The organism is Rhodococcus sp. no. 34 (assembly GCF_054589475.1).
This window is the reverse complement of the sequence record NZ_BAAILK010000006.1, coordinates 49,590-67,941: the sequence shown is the minus strand read 5'-3', so window position 1 is coordinate 67,941 and position 18,352 is coordinate 49,590. Positions and strand designations below refer to the sequence as shown.

At 62.7% G+C, this 18,352-nt stretch carries 18 protein-coding genes; 8 read left to right on the top strand and 10 right to left on the bottom strand.

Features of this window, described 5'->3' with window-relative positions; translation table 11 throughout:
* Positions 1–53 precede the first annotated feature (53 nt).
* Positions 54–197: a hypothetical protein gene (locus tag ACYP01_RS00635; RefSeq protein ID WP_003941503.1), complete on the top strand. Its 144-nt coding sequence runs from the start codon at positions 54–56 to the stop codon at positions 195–197.
* Between the two features lie 93 nt (positions 198–290).
* Here ACYP01_RS00635 and ACYP01_RS00630 read toward each other — a convergent pair whose 3' ends face one another.
* On the bottom strand, positions 291–494 hold the full coding sequence (locus ACYP01_RS00630) for a PspC domain-containing protein (protein WP_003941534.1): 204 nt from the start codon (positions 492–494) through the stop codon (positions 291–293).
* Positions 495–639: 145 nt separating this feature from the next.
* Between ACYP01_RS00630 and ppk2 the strand changes: the two genes are divergently transcribed.
* On the top strand, positions 640–1,554 hold the full coding sequence (gene ppk2, locus ACYP01_RS00625; protein WP_459678150.1) for a polyphosphate kinase 2: 915 nt from the start codon (positions 640–642) through the stop codon (positions 1,552–1,554).
* Positions 1,555–1,605: 51 nt separating this feature from the next.
* Positions 1,606–2,439: an alpha/beta hydrolase family protein gene (locus tag ACYP01_RS00620; protein ID WP_459678148.1), complete on the top strand. Its 834-nt coding sequence runs from the start codon at positions 1,606–1,608 to the stop codon at positions 2,437–2,439.
* A 4-nt stretch (positions 2,440–2,443) separates the two neighbouring features.
* On the opposite strand, the gene ACYP01_RS00615 is transcribed toward ACYP01_RS00620, so the two are convergent.
* The 3 genes from ACYP01_RS00615 to ACYP01_RS00605 all read right to left on the bottom strand — a co-directional run bounded on the left by ACYP01_RS00615 (position 2,444) and on the right by ACYP01_RS00605 (position 6,913).
* The gene (locus ACYP01_RS00615) at positions 2,444–4,495 is read right to left on the bottom strand and encodes a prolyl oligopeptidase family serine peptidase (protein WP_042450421.1); all 2,052 of its coding nucleotides are present in this window, start codon (positions 4,493–4,495) and stop codon (positions 2,444–2,446) included.
* 84 nt (positions 4,496–4,579) lie between these two features.
* Positions 4,580–5,596 carry an alpha/beta hydrolase gene (locus ACYP01_RS00610; protein WP_003941485.1) on the bottom strand — a complete coding sequence of 339 codons (1,017 nt, stop codon included), beginning with the start codon at positions 5,594–5,596 and terminating at the stop codon, positions 4,580–4,582.
* A 267-nt stretch (positions 5,597–5,863) separates the two neighbouring features.
* A complete protein-coding gene (locus tag ACYP01_RS00605; protein WP_021343370.1) occupies positions 5,864–6,913 on the bottom strand; it encodes an alpha/beta hydrolase in 1,050 nt (349 codons plus the stop codon).
* Between the two features lie 233 nt (positions 6,914–7,146).
* Here ACYP01_RS00605 and ACYP01_RS00600 point away from each other — a divergent pair, with 233 nt between their 5' ends.
* The 3 genes from ACYP01_RS00600 (at position 7,147) to ACYP01_RS00590 (ending at position 10,762) form a co-directional block, all read left to right on the top strand.
* Entirely contained in the window at positions 7,147–8,133 is a 987-nt protein-coding gene (locus tag ACYP01_RS00600) for a dipeptidase (protein WP_058038501.1), read from the top strand.
* A 49-nt stretch (positions 8,134–8,182) separates the two neighbouring features.
* Positions 8,183–9,586, top strand: a complete 1,404-nt coding sequence (gene lpdA, locus ACYP01_RS00595) for a dihydrolipoyl dehydrogenase (protein ID WP_003941477.1) — start codon at positions 8,183–8,185, stop codon at positions 9,584–9,586.
* A 183-nt stretch (positions 9,587–9,769) separates the two neighbouring features.
* The gene (locus ACYP01_RS00590) at positions 9,770–10,762 is read left to right on the top strand and encodes an iron-siderophore ABC transporter substrate-binding protein (protein ID WP_019744462.1); all 993 of its coding nucleotides are present in this window, start codon (positions 9,770–9,772) and stop codon (positions 10,760–10,762) included.
* Here the strand turns inward: ACYP01_RS00590 and ACYP01_RS00585 are convergent.
* Positions 10,738–11,187, bottom strand: a complete 450-nt coding sequence (locus ACYP01_RS00585) for a winged helix-turn-helix transcriptional regulator (protein ID WP_007735410.1) — start codon at positions 11,185–11,187, stop codon at positions 10,738–10,740. The genes ACYP01_RS00590 and ACYP01_RS00585 overlap by 25 nt on opposite strands.
* A 118-nt stretch (positions 11,188–11,305) precedes the next feature.
* On the opposite strand from ACYP01_RS00585, the gene ACYP01_RS00580 reads away from it, so the two are divergent.
* The gene (locus ACYP01_RS00580; protein ID WP_459678143.1) at positions 11,306–12,157 is read left to right on the top strand and encodes an SDR family oxidoreductase; all 852 of its coding nucleotides are present in this window, start codon (positions 11,306–11,308) and stop codon (positions 12,155–12,157) included.
* A 52-nt stretch (positions 12,158–12,209) separates the two neighbouring features.
* On the opposite strand, the gene ACYP01_RS00575 is transcribed toward ACYP01_RS00580, so the two are convergent.
* The gene (locus tag ACYP01_RS00575; protein WP_003941517.1) at positions 12,210–13,811 is read right to left on the bottom strand and encodes an MFS transporter; all 1,602 of its coding nucleotides are present in this window, start codon (positions 13,809–13,811) and stop codon (positions 12,210–12,212) included.
* A gap of 68 nt (positions 13,812–13,879) precedes the next feature.
* Between ACYP01_RS00575 and ACYP01_RS00570 the strand changes: the two genes are divergently transcribed.
* The gene (locus ACYP01_RS00570; protein WP_204856297.1) at positions 13,880–14,455 is read left to right on the top strand and encodes a TetR family transcriptional regulator; all 576 of its coding nucleotides are present in this window, start codon (positions 13,880–13,882) and stop codon (positions 14,453–14,455) included.
* Between the two features lie 3 nt (positions 14,456–14,458).
* Here the strand turns inward: ACYP01_RS00570 and atzF are convergent, their stop codons facing one another.
* The 4 genes from atzF to ACYP01_RS00550 form a co-directional block, all read right to left on the bottom strand.
* A complete protein-coding gene (atzF, locus tag ACYP01_RS00565) occupies positions 14,459–16,168 on the bottom strand; it encodes an allophanate hydrolase (RefSeq protein ID WP_459678140.1) in 1,710 nt (569 codons plus the stop codon).
* A 17-nt stretch (positions 16,169–16,185) separates the two neighbouring features.
* A complete protein-coding gene (locus ACYP01_RS00560) occupies positions 16,186–16,887 on the bottom strand; it encodes a GntR family transcriptional regulator (RefSeq protein WP_019744458.1) in 702 nt (233 codons plus the stop codon).
* Between the two features lie 76 nt (positions 16,888–16,963).
* Entirely contained in the window at positions 16,964–17,497 is a 534-nt protein-coding gene (locus ACYP01_RS00555; protein ID WP_019744457.1) for a carboxymuconolactone decarboxylase family protein, read from the bottom strand.
* Positions 17,494–18,300 carry an SDR family NAD(P)-dependent oxidoreductase gene (locus tag ACYP01_RS00550; RefSeq protein WP_208689763.1) on the bottom strand — a complete coding sequence of 269 codons (807 nt, stop codon included), beginning with the start codon at positions 18,298–18,300 and terminating at the stop codon, positions 17,494–17,496. The genes ACYP01_RS00555 and ACYP01_RS00550 overlap by 4 nt, the downstream gene beginning before the upstream one ends.
* Positions 18,301–18,352: the final 52 nt, after the last annotated feature.

The window sequence follows — 18,352 nt, the reverse complement described above, 5'->3', positions numbered from 1 at the left end:
CGGCGTCATTTGCTCGTCCCAAGTGAACCACTGAACATCTAAAGGAGAACGTCATGCTTGAAGGATCTGTCATGGACGCTGCCGGCTCAGTCGGTGCGATCATCGGTCAGGGGTTGGGCAGCGTCAGTGGCCTGGCCGTCAAGGGTCTCGAGGCCCTCGCTGCGCTCAGCGGTGGAGAGTTGAAGGCCGCCAAGTAGATTGTCGATTTCGGGGCCTGCTCGTGTTGGCGCGTAGGCCCCGAAATACCTTTTGTCGGCGCGTAATTCTCGCCATGTCAATTGCCGGAATTCTCAACCTAACGGCATGAGCATCCAGGCGGCGAGATATACCAAAGCCGCGGTTCCACCCGTGCAAATAGCGGCGATAACCGCGAGTAGACGGACAAGATTTACGTCGGCGCCGAAGTAATCTGCAATTCCGCCGCACACTCCGGCGAACATTTTCTTGTCGTTGGAACGGGTGAAGGGGCGAGGTGTGTTGCTTTCGAATGTCATGCTTCAATTCTGAAGCGAGATGGCGCCGCGCACCATCGGGGACGACCCCCATCTGCACCCTGATCTTTTGAGGCCGCCGTGTCATACCCCGGTAGTTCATCCCAGCTTCACCGAACGGTTGCTGCGGGAGACTAACTTGTCGGCGGTGACCGATTTAGCAGAACGCCGACCGTTCCTCAGCACCTTCGCGGATCTCTCGACCGCCGTCGATCTGGCCGACACCGCCGCCTTCACCGTCGACGACAATGACGACGACGATCCGGTGCTGCTGACGTCGCCGGACGGTTTCGAGGTCGACACTTGGCGGGAGGGCTACCCGTACGACGCACGGATGCCTCGGGACGAGTACGAAATGTCCAAGCGTCTGCTGCAGATCGAACTCCTCAAGCTGCAGAACTGGTCGAAGGAAACCGGCGCACGGCACGCCATAGTGTTCGAAGGACGCGACGCTGCTGGCAAGGGCGGAACGATCAAACGATTCATGGAGCACCTCAATCCTCGCGGCGCACGGGTCGTCGCATTGGAGAAGCCGTCGGCTCGCGAGTCGACGCAGTGGTACTTCCAGCGCTATGTGCAGCACCTTCCGGCTGCCGGGGAACTGGTGATGTTCGATCGGTCTTGGTACAACCGGGCCGGGGTCGAGCGGGTCATGGGCTTCTGCACCGACGAGGAGCACGAGCGGTTTCTGCGCCAGGTGCCGTTGTTCGAGCAGATGCTCGTCGACGACGGCATCAGCTTGATCAAGTTCTGGTTCTCGGTTTCACCGCTGGAGCAGCGCACGCGGTTCGCGATCCGACAGGTCGATCCCGTTCGGCAGTGGAAGCTTTCGCCGATGGACATCGCTTCTCTGGACAAGTGGGATGCGTACACGGCGGCGAAGGAAGAGATGATTCGGTTCACCGATACCGACACCGCTCCGTGGACCGTCATCAAGAGCAATGACAAGAAACGCGCGCGGATAAACGCGATGCGTCACGTGCTCAGTCAGTTCGATTACGACAACAAGGATTACGAGATCGTGGGTACTCCGGATCCGCTGATCGTGGGAAGCCTCGAATAGTCGGCGCGTGGGCTCTGCCCATCCGCGGCGTGGGTGGTTAGTGTGAGTTGAATGGAGACCGTACCGATCCAACTCCCCGACGGCACCGTGACCCCGATCCGTCTGTTTCCCGGACCGAACGACGACGCACCCGCGGTGGTGATGTTGCCCGGGCTCGGAGTTCCCGCCGGGTTCTACGATCCGGTGGCGCAGGCCCTGGTCGAAGCCGGCTTCAATGCGGCCATCGGTGAACTGCGTGGCCAAGGTGACAGCAAACCGCGCCCGAGCGCGTCGAGTGTTTACGGATATCAGGAACTGGTCTCGATCGATTGTCCGGCGACATTCGAGGTAGTGCGCGAGCGGTTCCCGGCCAGCACACCTTTTCTGATGGGGCACAGCATGGGCGGCCAGATCGGGGTGATGTACGCGTCGAGGATTCGGGGCCGGCTCGGCGGACTGATCCTGGTTGCCTCCGGATCGCCGTATCACCGCGGATTCCCCGGAATCCGTGCGCCCGGACTCTATCTGGGTTCGTCCGCGATGTCGGTGACAGCCAACATCGCCGGCTTCTGGCCGGGAGACCGGGTCAACGTCGGCGGCTTCGGTCGACAGTCGAAAGTTCTGATCACCGATTGGGCCCGGTTCGCCAGGACCGGTCGCATGGAACCCGTCGGTGCGGATATCGACTACGAGGAGCGGATCGCCCGCCTGACCTTGCCGGTTCTGTCGATCACGATCGAAGGGGACGATCTCGCTCCACGCCGGTCGGCAAAGAACCTGGTGGACAAGCTCTCCGGGGCCCAAGTGACGATGACGCACATCGACGAACCACTCGGTCACAACGGTTGGATACGCAATCCCACCGCTGTGAGCGAGCGCGTCGTCGCGTGGTTGCGCGACCGCTGAAAGATCAGCCGAGTTTCTGCCAGAGGAACTCGTAGGTCAGCGCAGTCTTGAAGGCCAGCTGAGCATTGTCCGCGGCGCCGCCGTGGCCACCCTCGATGTTCTCGAAATACAGCACCGGCTTGCCCAGCTCTTCCAGCCGTGCGGCCATCTTGCGGGCATGCGCGGGGTGGACGCGGTCGTCGCGGGTGGACGTCGCGATCAGGATCGGTGGGTACGACGCGGCGGCGTCGATGTTCTGATACGGCGAATACTCCGAGATGAATGCCCACTCCTCCGGGACATCGGGGTCACCGTATTCGGCCATCCAGGACGCGCCGGCCAGCAGGAGATGGAATCGGCGCATGTCCAGCAGCGGGACCTGACAGACGATGGCGCCGAAGAGCTCGGGGTACTTGGTCAGCATGATGCCCATCAGCAGGCCGCCGTTGCTACCGCCCTGAGCTGCCAGAAGATCCGGGGTCGTGATTCCGCGATCGACGAGGTCTCTCGCGACGGCAGCGAAGTCTTCGTGCACCTTGTGGCGCCCGGCCTTGAGAACCTGTGTGTGCCAACCGGGTCCGTACTCGCCGCCACCACGAATGTTCGCAACCACATAGGTTCCGCCCTGCGTCAGCCAGGCACGGCCCAGAGAACCGCTGTACGACGGTGTCAGCGAGATCTCGAATCCGCCGTACCCGTAGAGCAGGGTAGGGCCGGGCTCGCTACGCGGACTGCGCACCACGAAGTACGGAACTTGGGTGCCGTCGGCAGAGGTGGCGAAGAACTGCTCCGTGGTGATGCCCTCGGCGTCGAAGAACGCGGGAGCCTGCTTGAGGGCAGTGGGTTCGGTTTCGCCGATCACGCCGTGCAAAAGAGTTGCAGGGGAGGTGTATCCACTCGAATTGACGAAGTACTCGTTGCTGACATCAGGGTCGGTGTCGAGAATTTCGATACTGGTCAGTTCTGGAAGCCCTTCGAAAGGTCGATCCTCCCAGCCGTTTTCGCCCGGCGTCAGGATTCGCAGCGTCGTGCGCACGTCGGTCAGGACCACCAGAATCAGATGATCGCGTGTCCAGGTGTAGTGCTCGAGCGAGGAATGTGCGTCGGGTTCGAAGATCGATGTCAGTGCTCGTGAGCCGGCAAGGAAATCGTCGTAACGGATGGCAAGCAGTGCGCCGGTCGGATATTCGGTGTCCTCGACGGCCCACACGGACTTGGTGCGGATCAACAACCACTCGTGGTGAATCGAGATCCCGGCGTCCTCGGGGACGTCCACGAGCACCAGTTCACCGTCGGGGCGAACTTCGAAATGCTGAGAGTTGTAGAAATCGACCGAGCGAGTGACGAAGTCCCGTTCGAACCCGGGCGTCGGATCGTGCGAAGCCGAGATGGCCACGTCCGTGGCCTGGCCCTCGTAGACGGTCTCGGCGCTGGAGAGGGGAGTGCCGCGCTTCCACCGCTGGGCCAGACGGGGATATCCGGAATCGGTGAGCGACCCCGGTCCGATATCCGTTCCGACGTAGACGGTATCGATGTCGATCCAGTCGATGTCGGTCTTGGCCTCGGGAAGGTAGAAGCCGGGATTCTCGCCCTCGGGAGCGAGGAACTCGCGCTTGTCGATGTCGAACTCGCGAACGACCGCCGCGTCTGCCCCGCCGCGGGAGAGGCTGATCAATGCACGGTTGCGGTGTGGCCGTAGAAGTTGCGTGCCCTTCCAGACCCAGTTCTCGCCCTCGGCCTCGGCCAGGGCGTCGAGGTCGACCAGGACGTCCCATTCCGGGTCGTCGGTGACGTACTGATCGAACGTCGTGCGTCGCCACAATCCGCGAACGTGGGTGCTGTCGCGCCAGAAGTTGTAGAGGAACTCACCTCGACGGCGGACGTAGGGGATTCGCGCGTCGGTATCGAGGATCTCGCGCACGTCGCTCTGTAGTCGATCGAAGCGCTCGTTGTCGGTGAGCTGCTCCTCGGTCACGGCATTGTGCTGACGGACCCAATCGAGTGCAGACTCACCGGTCACGTCTTCGAGCCAGAGGTAGGGGTCGTCGCCGGTGGTGGGCTGCTGATCGGAAGTCATACGTCCATTCTTACTGCTCGCTCCCGACAGCACTCGACCCCGCTCCCGAAACACTGGAGCGGGGTCGAGTGAGAACGAATCGGGTCAGACGCCCAGGGAGTGAGCGAGCATCGGCCAGGAGTTGTGGAGATCGTCCTGCCAGTAGCCCCACGAGTGGGTGCCGGTCGGCTTGAAGTCGAAGGTGGCCGGGATCTTCAGATCGCTCAGGCGGTAGGCGAGGTTGTGGGTGCAGTAGTTGACCGCTGCCTCGATGACGCCGCCGACGATCGCCTGGTTGGCGAGCGCACCGACCTGACCGTTGATCGCGGGATTGGCGAGAGTGTCGTGTGGGCCGGGGAGTCCGGAGCCGGTGGAGACGTAGAGTTCGGTGCCGCGGAGCTTCTCGGCGTTGAGGACCGGATCGTTGTCCTTCCAGCCCTGACCGTCGAGCGGGCCCCACATGTTGGTGATGTCAGCTCCGCCGCGGGTACCTGTGACAAGTTCGATCGCACTCTGACCGACGGGGGTGCTGGTCTCAGCGCATCCGCTGTACGCCCCGACGCCCTTGTAGAGGCCGGGAGCCGCGATGGCGAGGTTGAGGACCGAGGTCGCGGTCATGGAGATCGCGGAGATCGACTGGACCTTGTTGGTGTTGAACTCGGCGTCGATGACGGGCGGGAGTTCCTTGGTGAGGAACGTCTGCCACTTCTGGCGACCGAGAACCGGATCGTCGTTCACCCAGTCGGTGTAATAGCTGAACGCGCCTTCGAGTGGAGTGACGACGTTGACGTTCTTGTCCTGGAAGAAGTTCATGACGTCGGTCTTGCGTTGCCAGGTCGCCGAGTCTTCGCCGCCGCCTGCACCGTTGAGCAGGTAGAGCGTCGGGCGGGGTTCGCTGCCATCTGCGGGGAGGATGACCTCGAGCGGGATGTTGCGATCCATCGCCGGGGAGAAGACCGAGATGGTGACCTTGCGGTCGCCGGTCTTGGTGTTGCTCACGACGTGCGATCCGGACGTGTCACCGCCCGCAGAAGCTGTCGCCGGACTGATCAGCATCGGCAGCACCGTGGCCACTGCGAGAGCTGCGATCACACTGCCACGCTTGAAAATTCGAGCACGCATACGTTCGGATCCTCCACCTGAATGTCTTCGGATCCGGAACGGATCGAAGTGCCTGTGAGCCCTTACTGGAACAGGTTCACTTTTTGTTATGTGTCAGTAAAGCAGAGCGGGCGCAGAAAGTGACGCGATTCGATTGCCTGACAATTGAATTGGCCCCGGAATTAACCCCGGAATTAACCCCCGAATTAACCCCCGAATCGGCCCAGACAAGCACTCGACCCCGCTCCCGGAAGTGCAGGGAGCGGGGTCGAGTCGGAACGATTTCGGTCAGATGCCCATCGAACGAGCGAGCATCGGCCAGGAGTTGTGGAGATCGTCTTCCCAGTAGCCCCACGAGTGGGTGCCGGTCGGCTTGAAGTCGAAGGTGGCCGGGATCTTGAGATCGTTGAGGCGGTAGGCGAGGTTGTGGGTGCAGTAGTTGACTGCTGCCTCGATGACGCCGCCGACGATCACCTGGTTGGCGAGTGTGCCGACCTGTCCGTTGATCGCCTCGTTGTTCAGGGTGTCGTGCGGGCCGGGGAGTCCGGAGCCGGTGGAGATGAAGAGCTCGGTGCCGCGGAGCTTCTCGGCGTTGACGACGGGGTCGTTGTCGATCCAGCCCTGGCCGTCGAGGGGGCCCCACATGTTGGTCACGTCAGCGTCGCCGCGCATGCCCACAACCAGTTCGATGGAGGACTGGCCGACCGGTGTGCTGGTCTCGGCGCATCCGCTGTATGCACCGACGCCCTTGTAGAGGCCCGGAGCTGCGATGGCGAGGTTGAGGACCGAGGTCGCGGTCATCGAGATCGCGGAGATCGACTGGACGCCGTTGGTGTTGAACTCGGCGTCGATGACGGGCGGGAGTTCCTGGGTCAGGAACGTCTGCCACTTCTGACGGCCGAGGGACGGGTCGTCGTTCACCCAGTCGGTGTAGTAGCTGAATGCACCTTCGAGCGGGGTGACGACGTTGACGTTCTTGTCAGCGAAGAACTCGTTGACGTCGGTCTGACGCTGCCACGTCGCCCGGTCTTCGCCGCCGCCTGCACCGTTGAGCAGGTAGAGGGTCGGGCGGGGTTCGCTGCCGTCTGCCGGGAGGATGACCTCGAGCGGAATGTCGCGTCCCATGGAAGGTGAGTACACCTTGATGGTGGCGATGCGCCCGTTGTCCGTGCGGCTCGAGAGCTTGGAACCCGTTGTGTTTGCCTTGGCAACAGTTGCCGTGGTGGTCGACGGATCTCCGCCTGCGGACGACACTGCAGGGCTGATCAGCATCGGCAGCACGGATACTGCGGCTACAGCGGCGACCAGACGGCCACGCTTGAAAGTGCGAGCACGCATACGTTCAGAAACCTCCACCTAAAATTCCTTCGAATCCGCCCAGGAGTGAACGGTCCTTTGTTGCTGTTCCCGTACGGGAATTCATGCTGGGTACATGCTCTGTCGATAGGTACAGGGCGTGTGAGTCTTGTAAGTTCTACCGCATCGGTGCGTTATCCGCCAGTGAACCAGAGATTTGCTGAACGTACGACCAGTTTCAGGTGAATTTCCCTGATCATCGACGGGATTAGTGAGTGAACCGGACATATCCACTATGGGAACAACATTGTTGCCTACCTCTGCAGTCGAACGCGTCTGTCGAAGATCTTCTCCGATATCAGCGCCCAGCGGGGAGTTACGTTTCGGTGAACGTCGGTTACTCGCCGCAGACTCGCGCGGACTCGACGGCAATCGCCAAGAGTTTCGCGTGGCAGGCGCGGGTCGAGTTCCCGGAGATCACCCCTGTCTTCACCGTCGACGGCGTCGTCGAGATTCAGGAGTCCGGCGGAATCGCCCTGGCCTTCGACCTGGAGGACTCGAATCCGCTGGAGGGAGACCTGGCCAACGTCTCGTACTTCTACGACCTCGGAGTCCGCTCGATGTTGCCGACGTACAACTACATGAACGCTGCCGGCTGCGGCTGCTTGGACCTGGCGGACACGGGGTTGAGTGGATACGGCCGTGACCTGGTTGCCGAGATGAATCGCGTCGGAATGACGGTCGACGGCTCACATTGTTCTGTACAGACGGGGTTGGACATCTCAGCTATCACCCAGCGAGCAATGATCTACAGCCACTCGAACCTCCGAAGGTTGTGGGAGCATCCGCGCAACATCACCGACGATCAGGCCAGAGCGTGTGCGGAGACCGGCGGCGTCGTCGGGATCAACGGCGTGGGCATATTCCTCGGCGTCAACGGACCGGATGACGACCAGGCTCGGCTGTCCGCGATGGCCGACCACATCGAAGAGGCTGTGGGACTCGTCGGCATCGATCATGTCGGGATCGGCTCCGACTTCTCCTTCGACGCCGACGACTTCCGCGAAGAGATCGAGCAGAACCCGTCGTCGTTCTCCGAGGCGTACACCGCGTGGGGGCCACTGCAGTGGACTCCTCCGGAGGAGGTGCTGACACTTGATCAGGTATTGCGTGAGCGGGGCTTCGACGAGCCGTCGATCGAGGCCGTGTACGGCGGAAATTTCGCCCGAGTTGCCCGAGAAGTGTGGGCTACCGACGGGTAATACGACCATCTGGGGACAGCGAAACGATGCAGGACTACCCTGGTGAATCGTGACCTCACACTATGACGTCGTTGTCCTCGGAGCCGGCCCCGGTGGGTACGTCGCTGCTATCCGCGCGGCACAACTGGGCCTGAGCACCGCCATCATCGAGCAGAAGTACTGGGGCGGTGTATGCCTGAATGTCGGCTGCATTCCGTCCAAGGCGCTTCTCCGTAACGCCGAACTCGCGCACATCTTCACGAAAGAAGCGAAGACGTTCGGCATGTCCGGAGACGTGTCCTTCGATTTCGGCTCCGCTTTCGATCGCAGCCGCAAGGTCGCGGACGGGCGAGTCAAGGGCATTCACTTCTTGATGAAGAAGAACAAGATCCCGGAGTACGACGGCAAGGGCACGTTCGTCGACGCCAACACCATCAGCGTGGAGCTGAGCAAGGGTGGCACCGAGACGATCACGTTCGACAACGCGATCATCGCGACCGGTTCGTACACCAAGCTGCTGCCCGGCACCTCGCTGAGCGAGAACGTCGTGACCTACGAAGAGCAGATCCTCACCCGTGACCTTCCGGGTTCGATCCTGATCGTCGGTGCCGGCGCGATCGGCATGGAGTTCGGTTACGTCCTCAAGAACTACGGCGTCGACGTTACGATCGTCGAGTTCCTCGATCGGGCACTGCCCAACGAGGACGCCGACGTCTCGAAGGAAATCGCCAAGCAGTACAAGAAGCTCGGCGTCACCATCAAGACCGGTGCCGCTGTGCAGTCCATCAGCGACGACGGCAGCAAGGTCACCGTCTCGATCAAGGACAACAAGTCCGGCGAGATCGAGACCGTGGTCGTCGACAAGGTTCTGCAGTCCGTCGGCTTCGCACCGCGCGTGGAGGGCTTCGGTCTCGAGAACACCGGTGTCGCGTTGACCGATCGCGGCGCCATCGCGATCGACGACTACATGCGCACCAACGTCCCGCACATCTTCGCCATCGGTGACGTCACCGCCAAGCTGCAGCTCGCGCACGTCGCAGAAGCTCAGGCTGTCGTCGCTGCCGAGACCATCGGCGGCGCGGAGACGCAGACACTCGGTGACTACCGGATGATGCCGCGTGCGACGTTCTGCCAGCCGCAGGTCGCCTCGTTCGGTTTGACCGAGGAGCAGGCCAAGGCCGAGGGCTACGACGTCAAGGTCGCGAACTTCCCGTTCGCTGCCAACGGCAAGGCACACGGTCTCGGTGACCCGACCGGTTTCGTCAAGCTGATCGCCGACAAGAAGTACGGCGAACTGCTCGGCGGGCACCTCATCGGACCGGACGTTTCGGAACTGCTGCCCGAGCTGACCTTGGCCCAGAAGTGGGACCTCACGGTCAACGAGTTGGCACGCAACGTCCACACCCACCCCACACTCAGTGAGGCACTGCAGGAAGCGATCCACGGCCTCGCCGGCCACATGATCAACTTCTGACGGCAGGGCCTTCGGCCCCGTGCGCCTTTTCGGTAGTTCGCACTACCGGAAAGGCGCACGGGGTTTTTCGTCTTTTGTGTCGAGTTGTGTTGCGAAACCGCCATCTGAGGCCTTCGAGTCGGGGTGTAGGCGCGCAACGCATTAGCGTCCCGAGTCGACCATCCGGCTTTCGAAGGACCACTCATGAAAACTCGTTCCGTACTGCTCGCGGCTTGCGTCGCGCTGACGCTCTCCGCCTGTGGAACCTCAGGTGACTCCGGATCGGACACCGAAGCTTCGGGTGCCGCCGAGGCGGGGGCGTTCCCCGTGACCGTCGACCACGCCTACGGTTCGACGACGATCGACGCGGAGCCTATGCGCATCGTGACCATCGGATGGAGTGGCCAGGATGCGGTGATCGCACTGAACAAGGTTCCGGTCGCCATGGAGAGCTTCTCCGGCGACGGCATCGAGAACAACATCCTGCCCTGGGACGCTTCGCGTCTGAACGGTGCCAAGCCCGTTCTCATGACGACCAATCCCGATATCCCGTTCGAGCAGATCCTCGGGCTCGATCCCGACGTGATCCTCGCCGTCTACTCCGGCATCGACGAGGGCGAGTACAAGCGCCTCAGTGACATCGCGCCGACCGTCGCGTTCCCCGACCAGCCGTGGGATACGGCGTGGGACAAGCAGATGAGCATGATCGGTGCAGCGCTCGGACAGCCGGAGCAGGCTCAGACGCTGATCGACGAGACCGGGGCGTACTTCGAGAAGCAGGCCGCTGATCACCCACAGTTCCAGGGCAAAACCGCGACGTATGCAATGCGCACCGACGAGGGCCTGATCGTCTTCTGCGGCACCGACCCGCGGATCCGTCTTCTCGGCCAGCTCGGGGTGAAGACCTCGCCCGGCGTCGACGCAGTGTGCACTTCCGGCGACAGTTCGGTGTCCGTGGGCATGGAATCCATCGACACACTCGACGCCGACGTCTTCATTCTCGTCGACGCCGACGGCACCAACCTGGACAAGCTCATGTCCTTCGGTCCGTTCGCGAACATGACCTCGGTGTCGAACGGCCGTCTGGTTCGTCTGGTCGGAATGGACTACGCGATGGCTACGTCCGCTCCGACGGTGCTGAGCGTTCCCTACGCATTCGACGAGTTCATCGCTCAGCTCTCGGACAAGTTGAGCTGATTCCGGGCGTCGTACGACGCTTGTGACGCAACGATTTTCGGCACCTGCGATTCGAGTAGTTCGATCAGGGCCGTGATCTTTGCGGCGACGTCGGCGCCGAGTTCGGTCAGGCTGTATTCCACTTTGGGCGGGATGGTTTCGAGTACCTCACGGTGCACGAGGCCATCCCGCTCGAGTGTTTGCAGGGTCTGCGAGAGCATGCGCTCGCTGACTCCGTCGACGCGTCGGCGCAGGGCACTGAATCGGTACGGACCCTCGTTCAGTGCTGCCAGTGCGAGTGCGCCCCAGCGTCCGGTTGCATTCTGCAATGCCGCCCGAGAGTTGCACCCGCGAGCGAAGACGTCAGCCTCGAGGGTTGGGTCCACGACGTCGGCATTCGGATCAGGAGTCTGGGCAGCACGTGAAGGTGAGTCGGTGCTGGTCATGAACCCAGGCTACTACTGCACGATCCCATAGCGCTAACTCGACGTGTTGCACTTACGAATAATAAGTGCATGATGGTTGCAGAACGCATTTACGCTTCAACCTGGATCGGGAGTTCGCATGAGCATTGCAGTCACCGGCGCAACCGGAAACCTCGGACAACTGGTAGTCGAGTCGTTGATCGAGCGGGGAACCGCCGCGTCCGACATCGTCGCAGTGGTCCGCAATCCACAGAAGGCGGAAAGCCTCGCCGCCCGCGGAGTAGTTGTACGCCAAGCGGACTACGCCGATGCCTTGGCGTTGGAAACCGCACTGGCGGGCGTCGACAAGCTGGTTCTGATCTCGGGAAGTGAAGTGGGGTCACGGCTCGCGCAACACACCAACATCATCGACGCGGCGAAGGCTGCCGGCGTCGGATTCATCGCCTACACGAGCATCTTGAATGCTCAGGACACGCCGATGAAGCTTGCTGCCGAGCACAAGGCGACCGAGGACGTGCTCACTCGGAGCGGTATTCCGTTCGCGCTGTTGCGAAACGGTTGGTACTGGGAGAACTTCACCAACGACCTGGCCGGTGTGATCGAACGCGGCGCACTGGTCGGTGCGGGAGCGGAAGGCAAGATCGCGGCTGCGGCGCGTGCGGATTACGCCGACGCCGCAGCAGTAGTCGCGACCACCGATGGCCACGAAGGCGCAGTGTACGAGTTGGGCGGTGACGAGAGGCTCACCTACGCCGAATTGGCCGCAAAGATAAGCGAATTCGCCGGCAAGCCCGTCGCGTACCAGTTTGTGGACGCGGAGGCATACGAAGGCATTCTCGAGAGCGTCGGACTGCCTACACCGGTTGCGCAGATCCTCGCCGATTCCGATGCTGCAATTGCCAAGGGGGCGTTGGACACCGAGTCGGGTGACCTGCAGAAGTTGATCGGCCGCAGCAGCACTCCGGTGGCTGAGGTGTTGAGGAAGGCCTGACCTGCTGTGCGCCTTTATCAACCGCGGGCGGTTAATAAAGGCGCACAGGGGGTTATCCCATGTGGACTGCACCCTCGGCGGGCAGATCACCCTTCTTGGCGCGGACCAGCACCAGCACTACCGGTGCGATGATCGCCAACAGGATTGCCGCCCAACCGAATGCGGCCGAGTATCCGGATACCTCGGCGCCGAAGAAGTAGTCCGTCATCGAGGCGACGAAGTCCTGCACCGGCTGGGGGAGTAGCGCCAATTGGTCACCAGTCGGGATGGTCGCGTTCGACATGTCGACAGGAATGCCTTCCGGCGGGATCGGCGCCGCGTTGTCGGCGGTGAAGGCCGACTTTGCCGAAGCGTAGATCGTGGTGAACAGTGCGGTTCCGAGTGCGCCGCCGATCTGCAGGGTGGCGTTGACCAGGGCACTGGCAGCGCCGGCGTCGTGGTCGGGGACACCGATCAGTGCGAGGTTCTGCATCGGCACCATCAGCAGACCGAGTCCGAAGCCGAAGATGGCGAGGCCGGGGAACACGTGCGTCCAGTAGGAGCTGTGTACCTCGATCTGGGTCAGCATGAGCAGTCCTACCGCTGCCACCAGCGGGCCGGCGACCATGAGCGGCTTGGGGCCGATCTTGGTGGACAACTGCGCTGCGATGGTCGACGCCAAGACGATGAAAAATGCCATCGGCAGCGATCCGACGCCGGCCATGACCGGGCTGAATCCGAGCACGATCTGCAGGTAGAACGTCAGGTACAACGTGCCGCCGAGCAGGGCGGCGCCCACCAGCATGGAGCCGATCAGAGCAGCGCCGCGATCACGATGCCACGGAACGCTCAGCGGTAGAAGCGGATTCTTGCTGCGGCTCTCGACGACCACGAAGATCGCGAGGAAGACCAGACCCAGTGCGATGAACAGCAAAGTGTCCGCCTGACCCCAGCCGTGCTCGGCGCGTGTGAATCCGTAGACCAGTGAGCCGAGCCCCAGGGCGATGAGGACAGCGCCGGGAAGGTCGTAGCTCGTGTCGCCGTGCGCTTTGGTTTCCTTGACGATCGGGACGGCCGCAGCGATGGCGATCAGCGCGATCGGGATGTTGACGAGCAGGCACCAGCGCCAGTCGACGTACTGCGTCAGCACTCCACCGAGGAGAAGGCCGATAGCAGCGCCACCGCCGGAGATCGCGCCGTAGACGGCAAAAGCCTTGGCGCGCTCCTTCTCTCCGATGAAGGTGGTGGTGAGCATCGACAGCGCGGCGGGCGCGAGCAGTGCTGCGAAGACGCCCTGGCCGGCGCGGGCGATGAACAGTTCGATACCGCTCTGCGCGATGCCGCCGATGCCGGAGGCAACCGCGAAGCCCGCCATGCCGACGATGAAGGAGCGCTTGCGGCCCCAGTAGTCGGCGATACGTCCGCCGAGGAGCAGCAGCGCACCGAACGCCAAGGCGTACGACGTGACCACCCACGCGCGGTCAAGGTCGCTGATGCCCAGTTCTTCCTGGGCTGCCGGTAGGGCGATGGAAACGATGGTGCCGTCGAGCACCACCATGAGTTGAGCGAACGCGACGATGCAGAGCACCAGCCAGCGACGTTGATGATTCGGATTCTCGGAGACAGCCGGGATCGGTGGCAGAGTGCCGCCGTCGACGTGGGACGTGGTGGTCATTGGAAAAAGGTATTCCAGCCTTCTCGGGTGAGTCAAACGAAATAGTTCGTTCGGTTACCATCATCACTATGGCTCCCACTGACGTGACCGCGACGAAACAGCGAATCCTCGACGCTGCGCAAGAAGAATTCGGCACCTACGGGCTTGCCGGTGCGCGCATCGATCGGATTGCGAAGAACGGAAACGCCAGTAAGGAGCGCCTCTACGCCTATTTCGGTGACAAGGTCGCGTTGTTCCACGCGGTGCTCGACGTCGACTTCGAGCAGGCGATGGAATCCGTCGAGTTCACCGGTGAAGACATGCCCGCGCATGCTGTCGAACTGTTCGACGCAATGCTCGGCAAACCACAGATTCAACGGATGATGATCTGGGGTCAATTGCAGGGTGAGGCACCACGGATGAAGAAGTTGGCCGAGGAACATTCCAGCTGGGTTCCGCGAATGGCCACGATCCGCAAGGCTCAAGAAGACGGCCTCATCTCGAAGCACTGGGACCCCCAGGACCTGATCACGATGCTGTTCGGCCTCGTGTTCGGCTGGGTGGTGGCCCCCGGTGTGGCCGACAACCAGAACGTCGACACCGACGAGATCGCGCGCCGCCGTGAAGTGGTGCGCGAGGCCGTCACTCGAATCTGCAAGCCGTGACTGTCAGCGAGAGAGGTACGCGGCCCAACCGCCGTAGTCGGTGATGTCAGCTGCGCCGTTTACGGCGTCATGAGTGCAGCTGAAGCCGACTGTCGTTCTGCCGTCGGATAACTCGACGCTGGTGAGCGCCATCGGTGCAGGCAAGGCGGCGAGGAACGTTCCCAGCCCGGCCGGTGAGATTCGGAAGATCTCGCCGACGACCGGTGCGCCGAGTCCAGGGCCACGGCGTACCAGGCCGGGCTTCGGTGGCGTCGTGTCGAGAGCGAAGAGCCGGTAGGCATCCGAGGTCGTGACGGTTTCGACGTACCGCGCGCCGAGGTCGACCAACTGTGTGTTGAGGGGTTGCCCGCGCAGGTGAGCGCCGAATACTGCGAGGTCGATTCCGGTATCGACGAGGGTGGGTGAAGGCACACCGCCGAGTCGCGCAGCGAGGTCGATGGCGATCTGGTCGTCGAAAGCGGGTACGACGAACATGACGCCGAACGGGTGATCTTCGGCAGTGCGGTGTCCGGGCGCCGCGACGGCCGCCATGTCGAGCAGGTTGCAGAAGTTGGTGAAAGCTCCCATCCGGCGGTTGATTCCGAACGGATCCTCGGTCACGGCGGCAATCGTCGGGTGTTCGGTGGTGGTGGGAAGCAGTAGGGCGTCGAACCCGGCGAGGAGTTCCCGGGCGGCAGCCTTGGCGCGGGTGAGAGCATCGAGATCGTCGACTAGCTGGTATCCGGTGGGGTGCTTCGCACCGAGCACGATGTCGGACACCGCGGGATCTGCTCCGGCAGGACGAGTTTCGAGGAACTCGCCGGCAGCGGCGTACCGCTGCGCCACCACGGCGCCGTCGTAGAGCAATCGGGCCGCGTCGAGCAGTCCGGATATGTCGACGGTCTCGGTCTCGGCGCCGCCGGCTACCAGAGCTGTCACAGTGTCCTGAAATGCTGCCAGATACGGCGGGCTCAGTTGAGCGAGATCCTCGATTCGGGGGACGGCGACGCGGGGATTCGGCGCCGCCGCGAGACGAACGTCGGAAGGCCAGACGCGGCTGCGGGGATCTCGAGGTTCGTGGCCGATCATGATTGCCGCTGCCGCGGTTGCCGATTCGAGGTCGTCGGCAAATACCGTCAGAGCGTCGTAGTCGACGCAGGCGGGCACTACTCCGTGGGCTGGGATGACGCCGAGCGAGAGCTTGAGTCCGTAGATCCCGTGGAACGCTGCCGGCACCCGGCCGGAACCGGCGGTGTCGGTGCCGATTCCGATGTCTGCAATTCCCAGCGCGACAGCGACGGCGGATCCGGAGCTACTACCGCCCGAGATCAACTCTTCGTCCCAGGCGCAGCGAACGGCTCCGTACGGACTGCGCGTTCCGACCAGTCCGGTGGCGAACTGGTCCAGATTGGTCTTCCCCAGAACAACAGCCCCGTGCTCGATCAACCGCGCAACGGCACTGGCGGTTTCGTCCGGCGAATACGCGAATTCGGGGCACGCCGCTGTGGTCGGCAGACCGGCGACGTCGACGTTGTCCTTGACGGCGACCAGACGCCCAGCCAGAGGAAGATGCTCGCCCGCGGCGATTCTGGCTTCGACCGAAGCGGCATCGGCAAGCACATCTTCCTTGCGGCGCAACGTGATCCAGACTTCGGGGCGATCTACTTCCTCGATCCGCTGGAATGCCTGCTCGACCCGGGCTGTCGGGGTGAAAACTTCTGCTGCGATGGTCATGGTGTGTACTGCTCCGATCAGTCCGTGATGTTGGCGAGTGAGAGCGCGGTGATCGCGCGGGTCACCCGGTCGAGGACGACGTCGAGAGACTCGCCGATGTGCTGGTGCAAAAGCGTGCGGGCCTCGGGCAGATTGCCGGCACGTAGTTCTTCGAGGATTCGAATGTGCTCCGCGATCGAGGTGTCGATGCGGCCGTTGACCATGAAGTCGTACATCCGAACGTGCCGGATACGGGAATTCACCGACAGCAGCGACGCGACCAGTTCATTGTTTCCCGACGCCCTCAGTACGGCGACGTGGAATTCCTCGTCCAGTTCGACGAACCCCGGTTCCTGAGCGGGCGGATCGAGAGCCAGGGCACGCCACCGCACCAATTCGTCGTCGAGGATTGTTCGGTCGTGCCGGATCGTCGGATCTGCGATCGCCCGGGTAATTCCCTGTAGTTCCAGAGTGATTCGGAGTTCATACAGATCTCGGATCCGCGGGATACTCGGGCGCACGGCGGAGAACCCGTACTCTTCCCGGCGCAGGAGTCCATCGGCGCACAGCATCGTCAACGCTTCCCGTACTGGTGTGCGAGAAATGCCGAAACGCGTGGAGAGTTTCGGTTCCGTCAGGCGCTGATCGAACCCGATAGTCCCGTTGACCAGTTCGGTGCGTAGTTCCCGGTAGACCACCTCACGCAGTGGCTCCGGCGCCGTATTCATCCCTGTCGACATACCTGTATACGCTATTGATCAGGTGTTTCGTCCAGATGTCTTCGGGTTAGAGCTGAGTTACGGCCGCCGCGGAACTTCAGGAGAAGTCGCGCTGAACCCGCAAGGTTCCGATCGTGGTGGCCAGGCCGTCGTACTGAGTGACCAACAAGGTGAATTCGATCAACCGACGATCGTCGAGATGCTGCGAGAGCGTTCCCCACGTGTTGTCGGTGATGTCCTTGGTGGTGACCAACTCGTCGACCGCAGTCAAGATCGCACGGTGACGCGGACTCAACTCGGAAGCGCCAGGGCCCTCGATGATTCGGGCCAGTTCTTCTGCGTCGATTCCGGCTTTGCGGCCGAGCCTGATGTGGTGATCCATCTCGTAACCGCAGTCCCGCAGGTGCGCGACCCGCAGGATGATCAGTTCGGTGTCGTGGCGAGAGATCTTGCCGCCGGGCATGAGTGAGCCGGAGTAGTGCAGCCAACCGCGGAACAGTCCACCCGTGCGGCCCAAGGTGCTGAACAGATGCGCGTCGGGTGCTCCGGCAGCCTTCGACAGGACACGCCAGATTCCCCAGTTGATCGGACCGAGGTCTTTGAATCGGCCGGGCGGGATGCGGGGGTTCATGCGACTCCACGGATGTGAGAGGGACGGAGGTCGATAGCTCGTTGCGCGATGTGGCGAACCGCGGCGCTGCGGCGGGGCGCGTGTACGCGTGACTTCCGGCCGACGATACCGCGCTCGAACGCGTCGACGGCGTCAGCGATGGTCGTGGTGCCGACGCTGGCGAGGGTTCCGCGTGCTCCGTCGAACGACAGTGCGGTGGTATCGGTGTCGATGTCGCCGATGTACGCGACGCCCACCTTGGTGCCGAGGTGTTTCATTTCCCAGCGCAACGCGTCGCCCAACGCTTCGACGCCGGCGCGCGAAGCACCGAACGGTCCGCGAAACGGATGCTTGGCGGCGCCGTGAGCCGAGGCGACCACCAGGGCGTAACCGTTTTCGTGACTGATGTGCGGACCTGCTGCGCGCAGGGTGTAGTACGTGCCCATGAGGTTGACTTCGACGGCGCGGCGCATGTCCGCAGGGTCGCCGCCGAGGATCGACGAGTTCGCCTCGACCCCGGCATTGGCGACGACGACGTCGATGCCTCCCAGCTTCTCAGCGATGTGGTCGACGCCGCGAGATACCTGCGCGAGATCGGCGACATCGCACAACTGCCAGGGGGCGCGGCCGCAGGAAGTGGCGACTTGCTCGAGAAGTTCAGGCTCGAGGCCGAGCAGTCCCACGGACGCACCACGGTCGTACAGGCGTCTGGCCAGCGAAGAACCGATATTGCGGGCAGCGCCGGTGATCAGGATGCGCCGACCCGTCAGGTCGTCCGCACTACTCTTGGCCGATTCGGCCTTGCCCGCCTCGCTCTTGCCCATTGCTGTGTCCCTACGCAGTGACCTTCTGGTCCTCCGACGCTAACACCGCCGG

What these genes read in the sequence shown, in the direction of transcription:
- ACYP01_RS00570 (WP_204856297.1), top strand. Translation starts at nt 13,880, where the DNA reads ATGGCTCCCACTGACGTGACCGCGACGAAACAGCGAATCCTCGACGCT.
- ACYP01_RS00615 (WP_042450421.1), bottom strand. Translation starts at nt 4,495, where the DNA reads ATGACTTCCGATCAGCAGCCCACCACCGGCGACGACCCCTACCTCTGG.
- atzF (WP_459678140.1), bottom strand. Translation starts at nt 16,168, where the DNA reads ATGACCATCGCAGCAGAAGTTTTCACCCCGACAGCCCGGGTCGAGCAG.
- ACYP01_RS00610 (WP_003941485.1), bottom strand. Translation starts at nt 5,596, where the DNA reads ATGCGTGCTCGAATTTTCAAGCGTGGCAGTGTGATCGCAGCTCTCGCA.
- ACYP01_RS00555 (WP_019744457.1), bottom strand. Translation starts at nt 17,497, where the DNA reads ATGAACCCCCGCATCCCGCCCGGCCGATTCAAAGACCTCGGTCCGATC.
- ACYP01_RS00630 (WP_003941534.1), bottom strand. Translation starts at nt 494, where the DNA reads ATGACATTCGAAAGCAACACACCTCGCCCCTTCACCCGTTCCAACGAC.
- ACYP01_RS00550 (WP_208689763.1), bottom strand. Translation starts at nt 18,300, where the DNA reads ATGGGCAAGAGCGAGGCGGGCAAGGCCGAATCGGCCAAGAGTAGTGCG.
- ACYP01_RS00580 (WP_459678143.1), top strand. Translation starts at nt 11,306, where the DNA reads ATGAGCATTGCAGTCACCGGCGCAACCGGAAACCTCGGACAACTGGTA.
- ACYP01_RS00635 (WP_003941503.1), top strand. Translation starts at nt 54, where the DNA reads ATGCTTGAAGGATCTGTCATGGACGCTGCCGGCTCAGTCGGTGCGATC.
- ACYP01_RS00585 (WP_007735410.1), bottom strand. Translation starts at nt 11,187, where the DNA reads ATGACCAGCACCGACTCACCTTCACGTGCTGCCCAGACTCCTGATCCG.
- ACYP01_RS00575 (WP_003941517.1), bottom strand. Translation starts at nt 13,811, where the DNA reads ATGACCACCACGTCCCACGTCGACGGCGGCACTCTGCCACCGATCCCG.
- ACYP01_RS00620 (WP_459678148.1), top strand. Translation starts at nt 1,606, where the DNA reads ATGGAGACCGTACCGATCCAACTCCCCGACGGCACCGTGACCCCGATC.
- ACYP01_RS00560 (WP_019744458.1), bottom strand. Translation starts at nt 16,887, where the DNA reads ATGTCGACAGGGATGAATACGGCGCCGGAGCCACTGCGTGAGGTGGTC.
- ACYP01_RS00590 (WP_019744462.1), top strand. Translation starts at nt 9,770, where the DNA reads ATGAAAACTCGTTCCGTACTGCTCGCGGCTTGCGTCGCGCTGACGCTC.
- ACYP01_RS00605 (WP_021343370.1), bottom strand. Translation starts at nt 6,913, where the DNA reads ATGCGTGCTCGCACTTTCAAGCGTGGCCGTCTGGTCGCCGCTGTAGCC.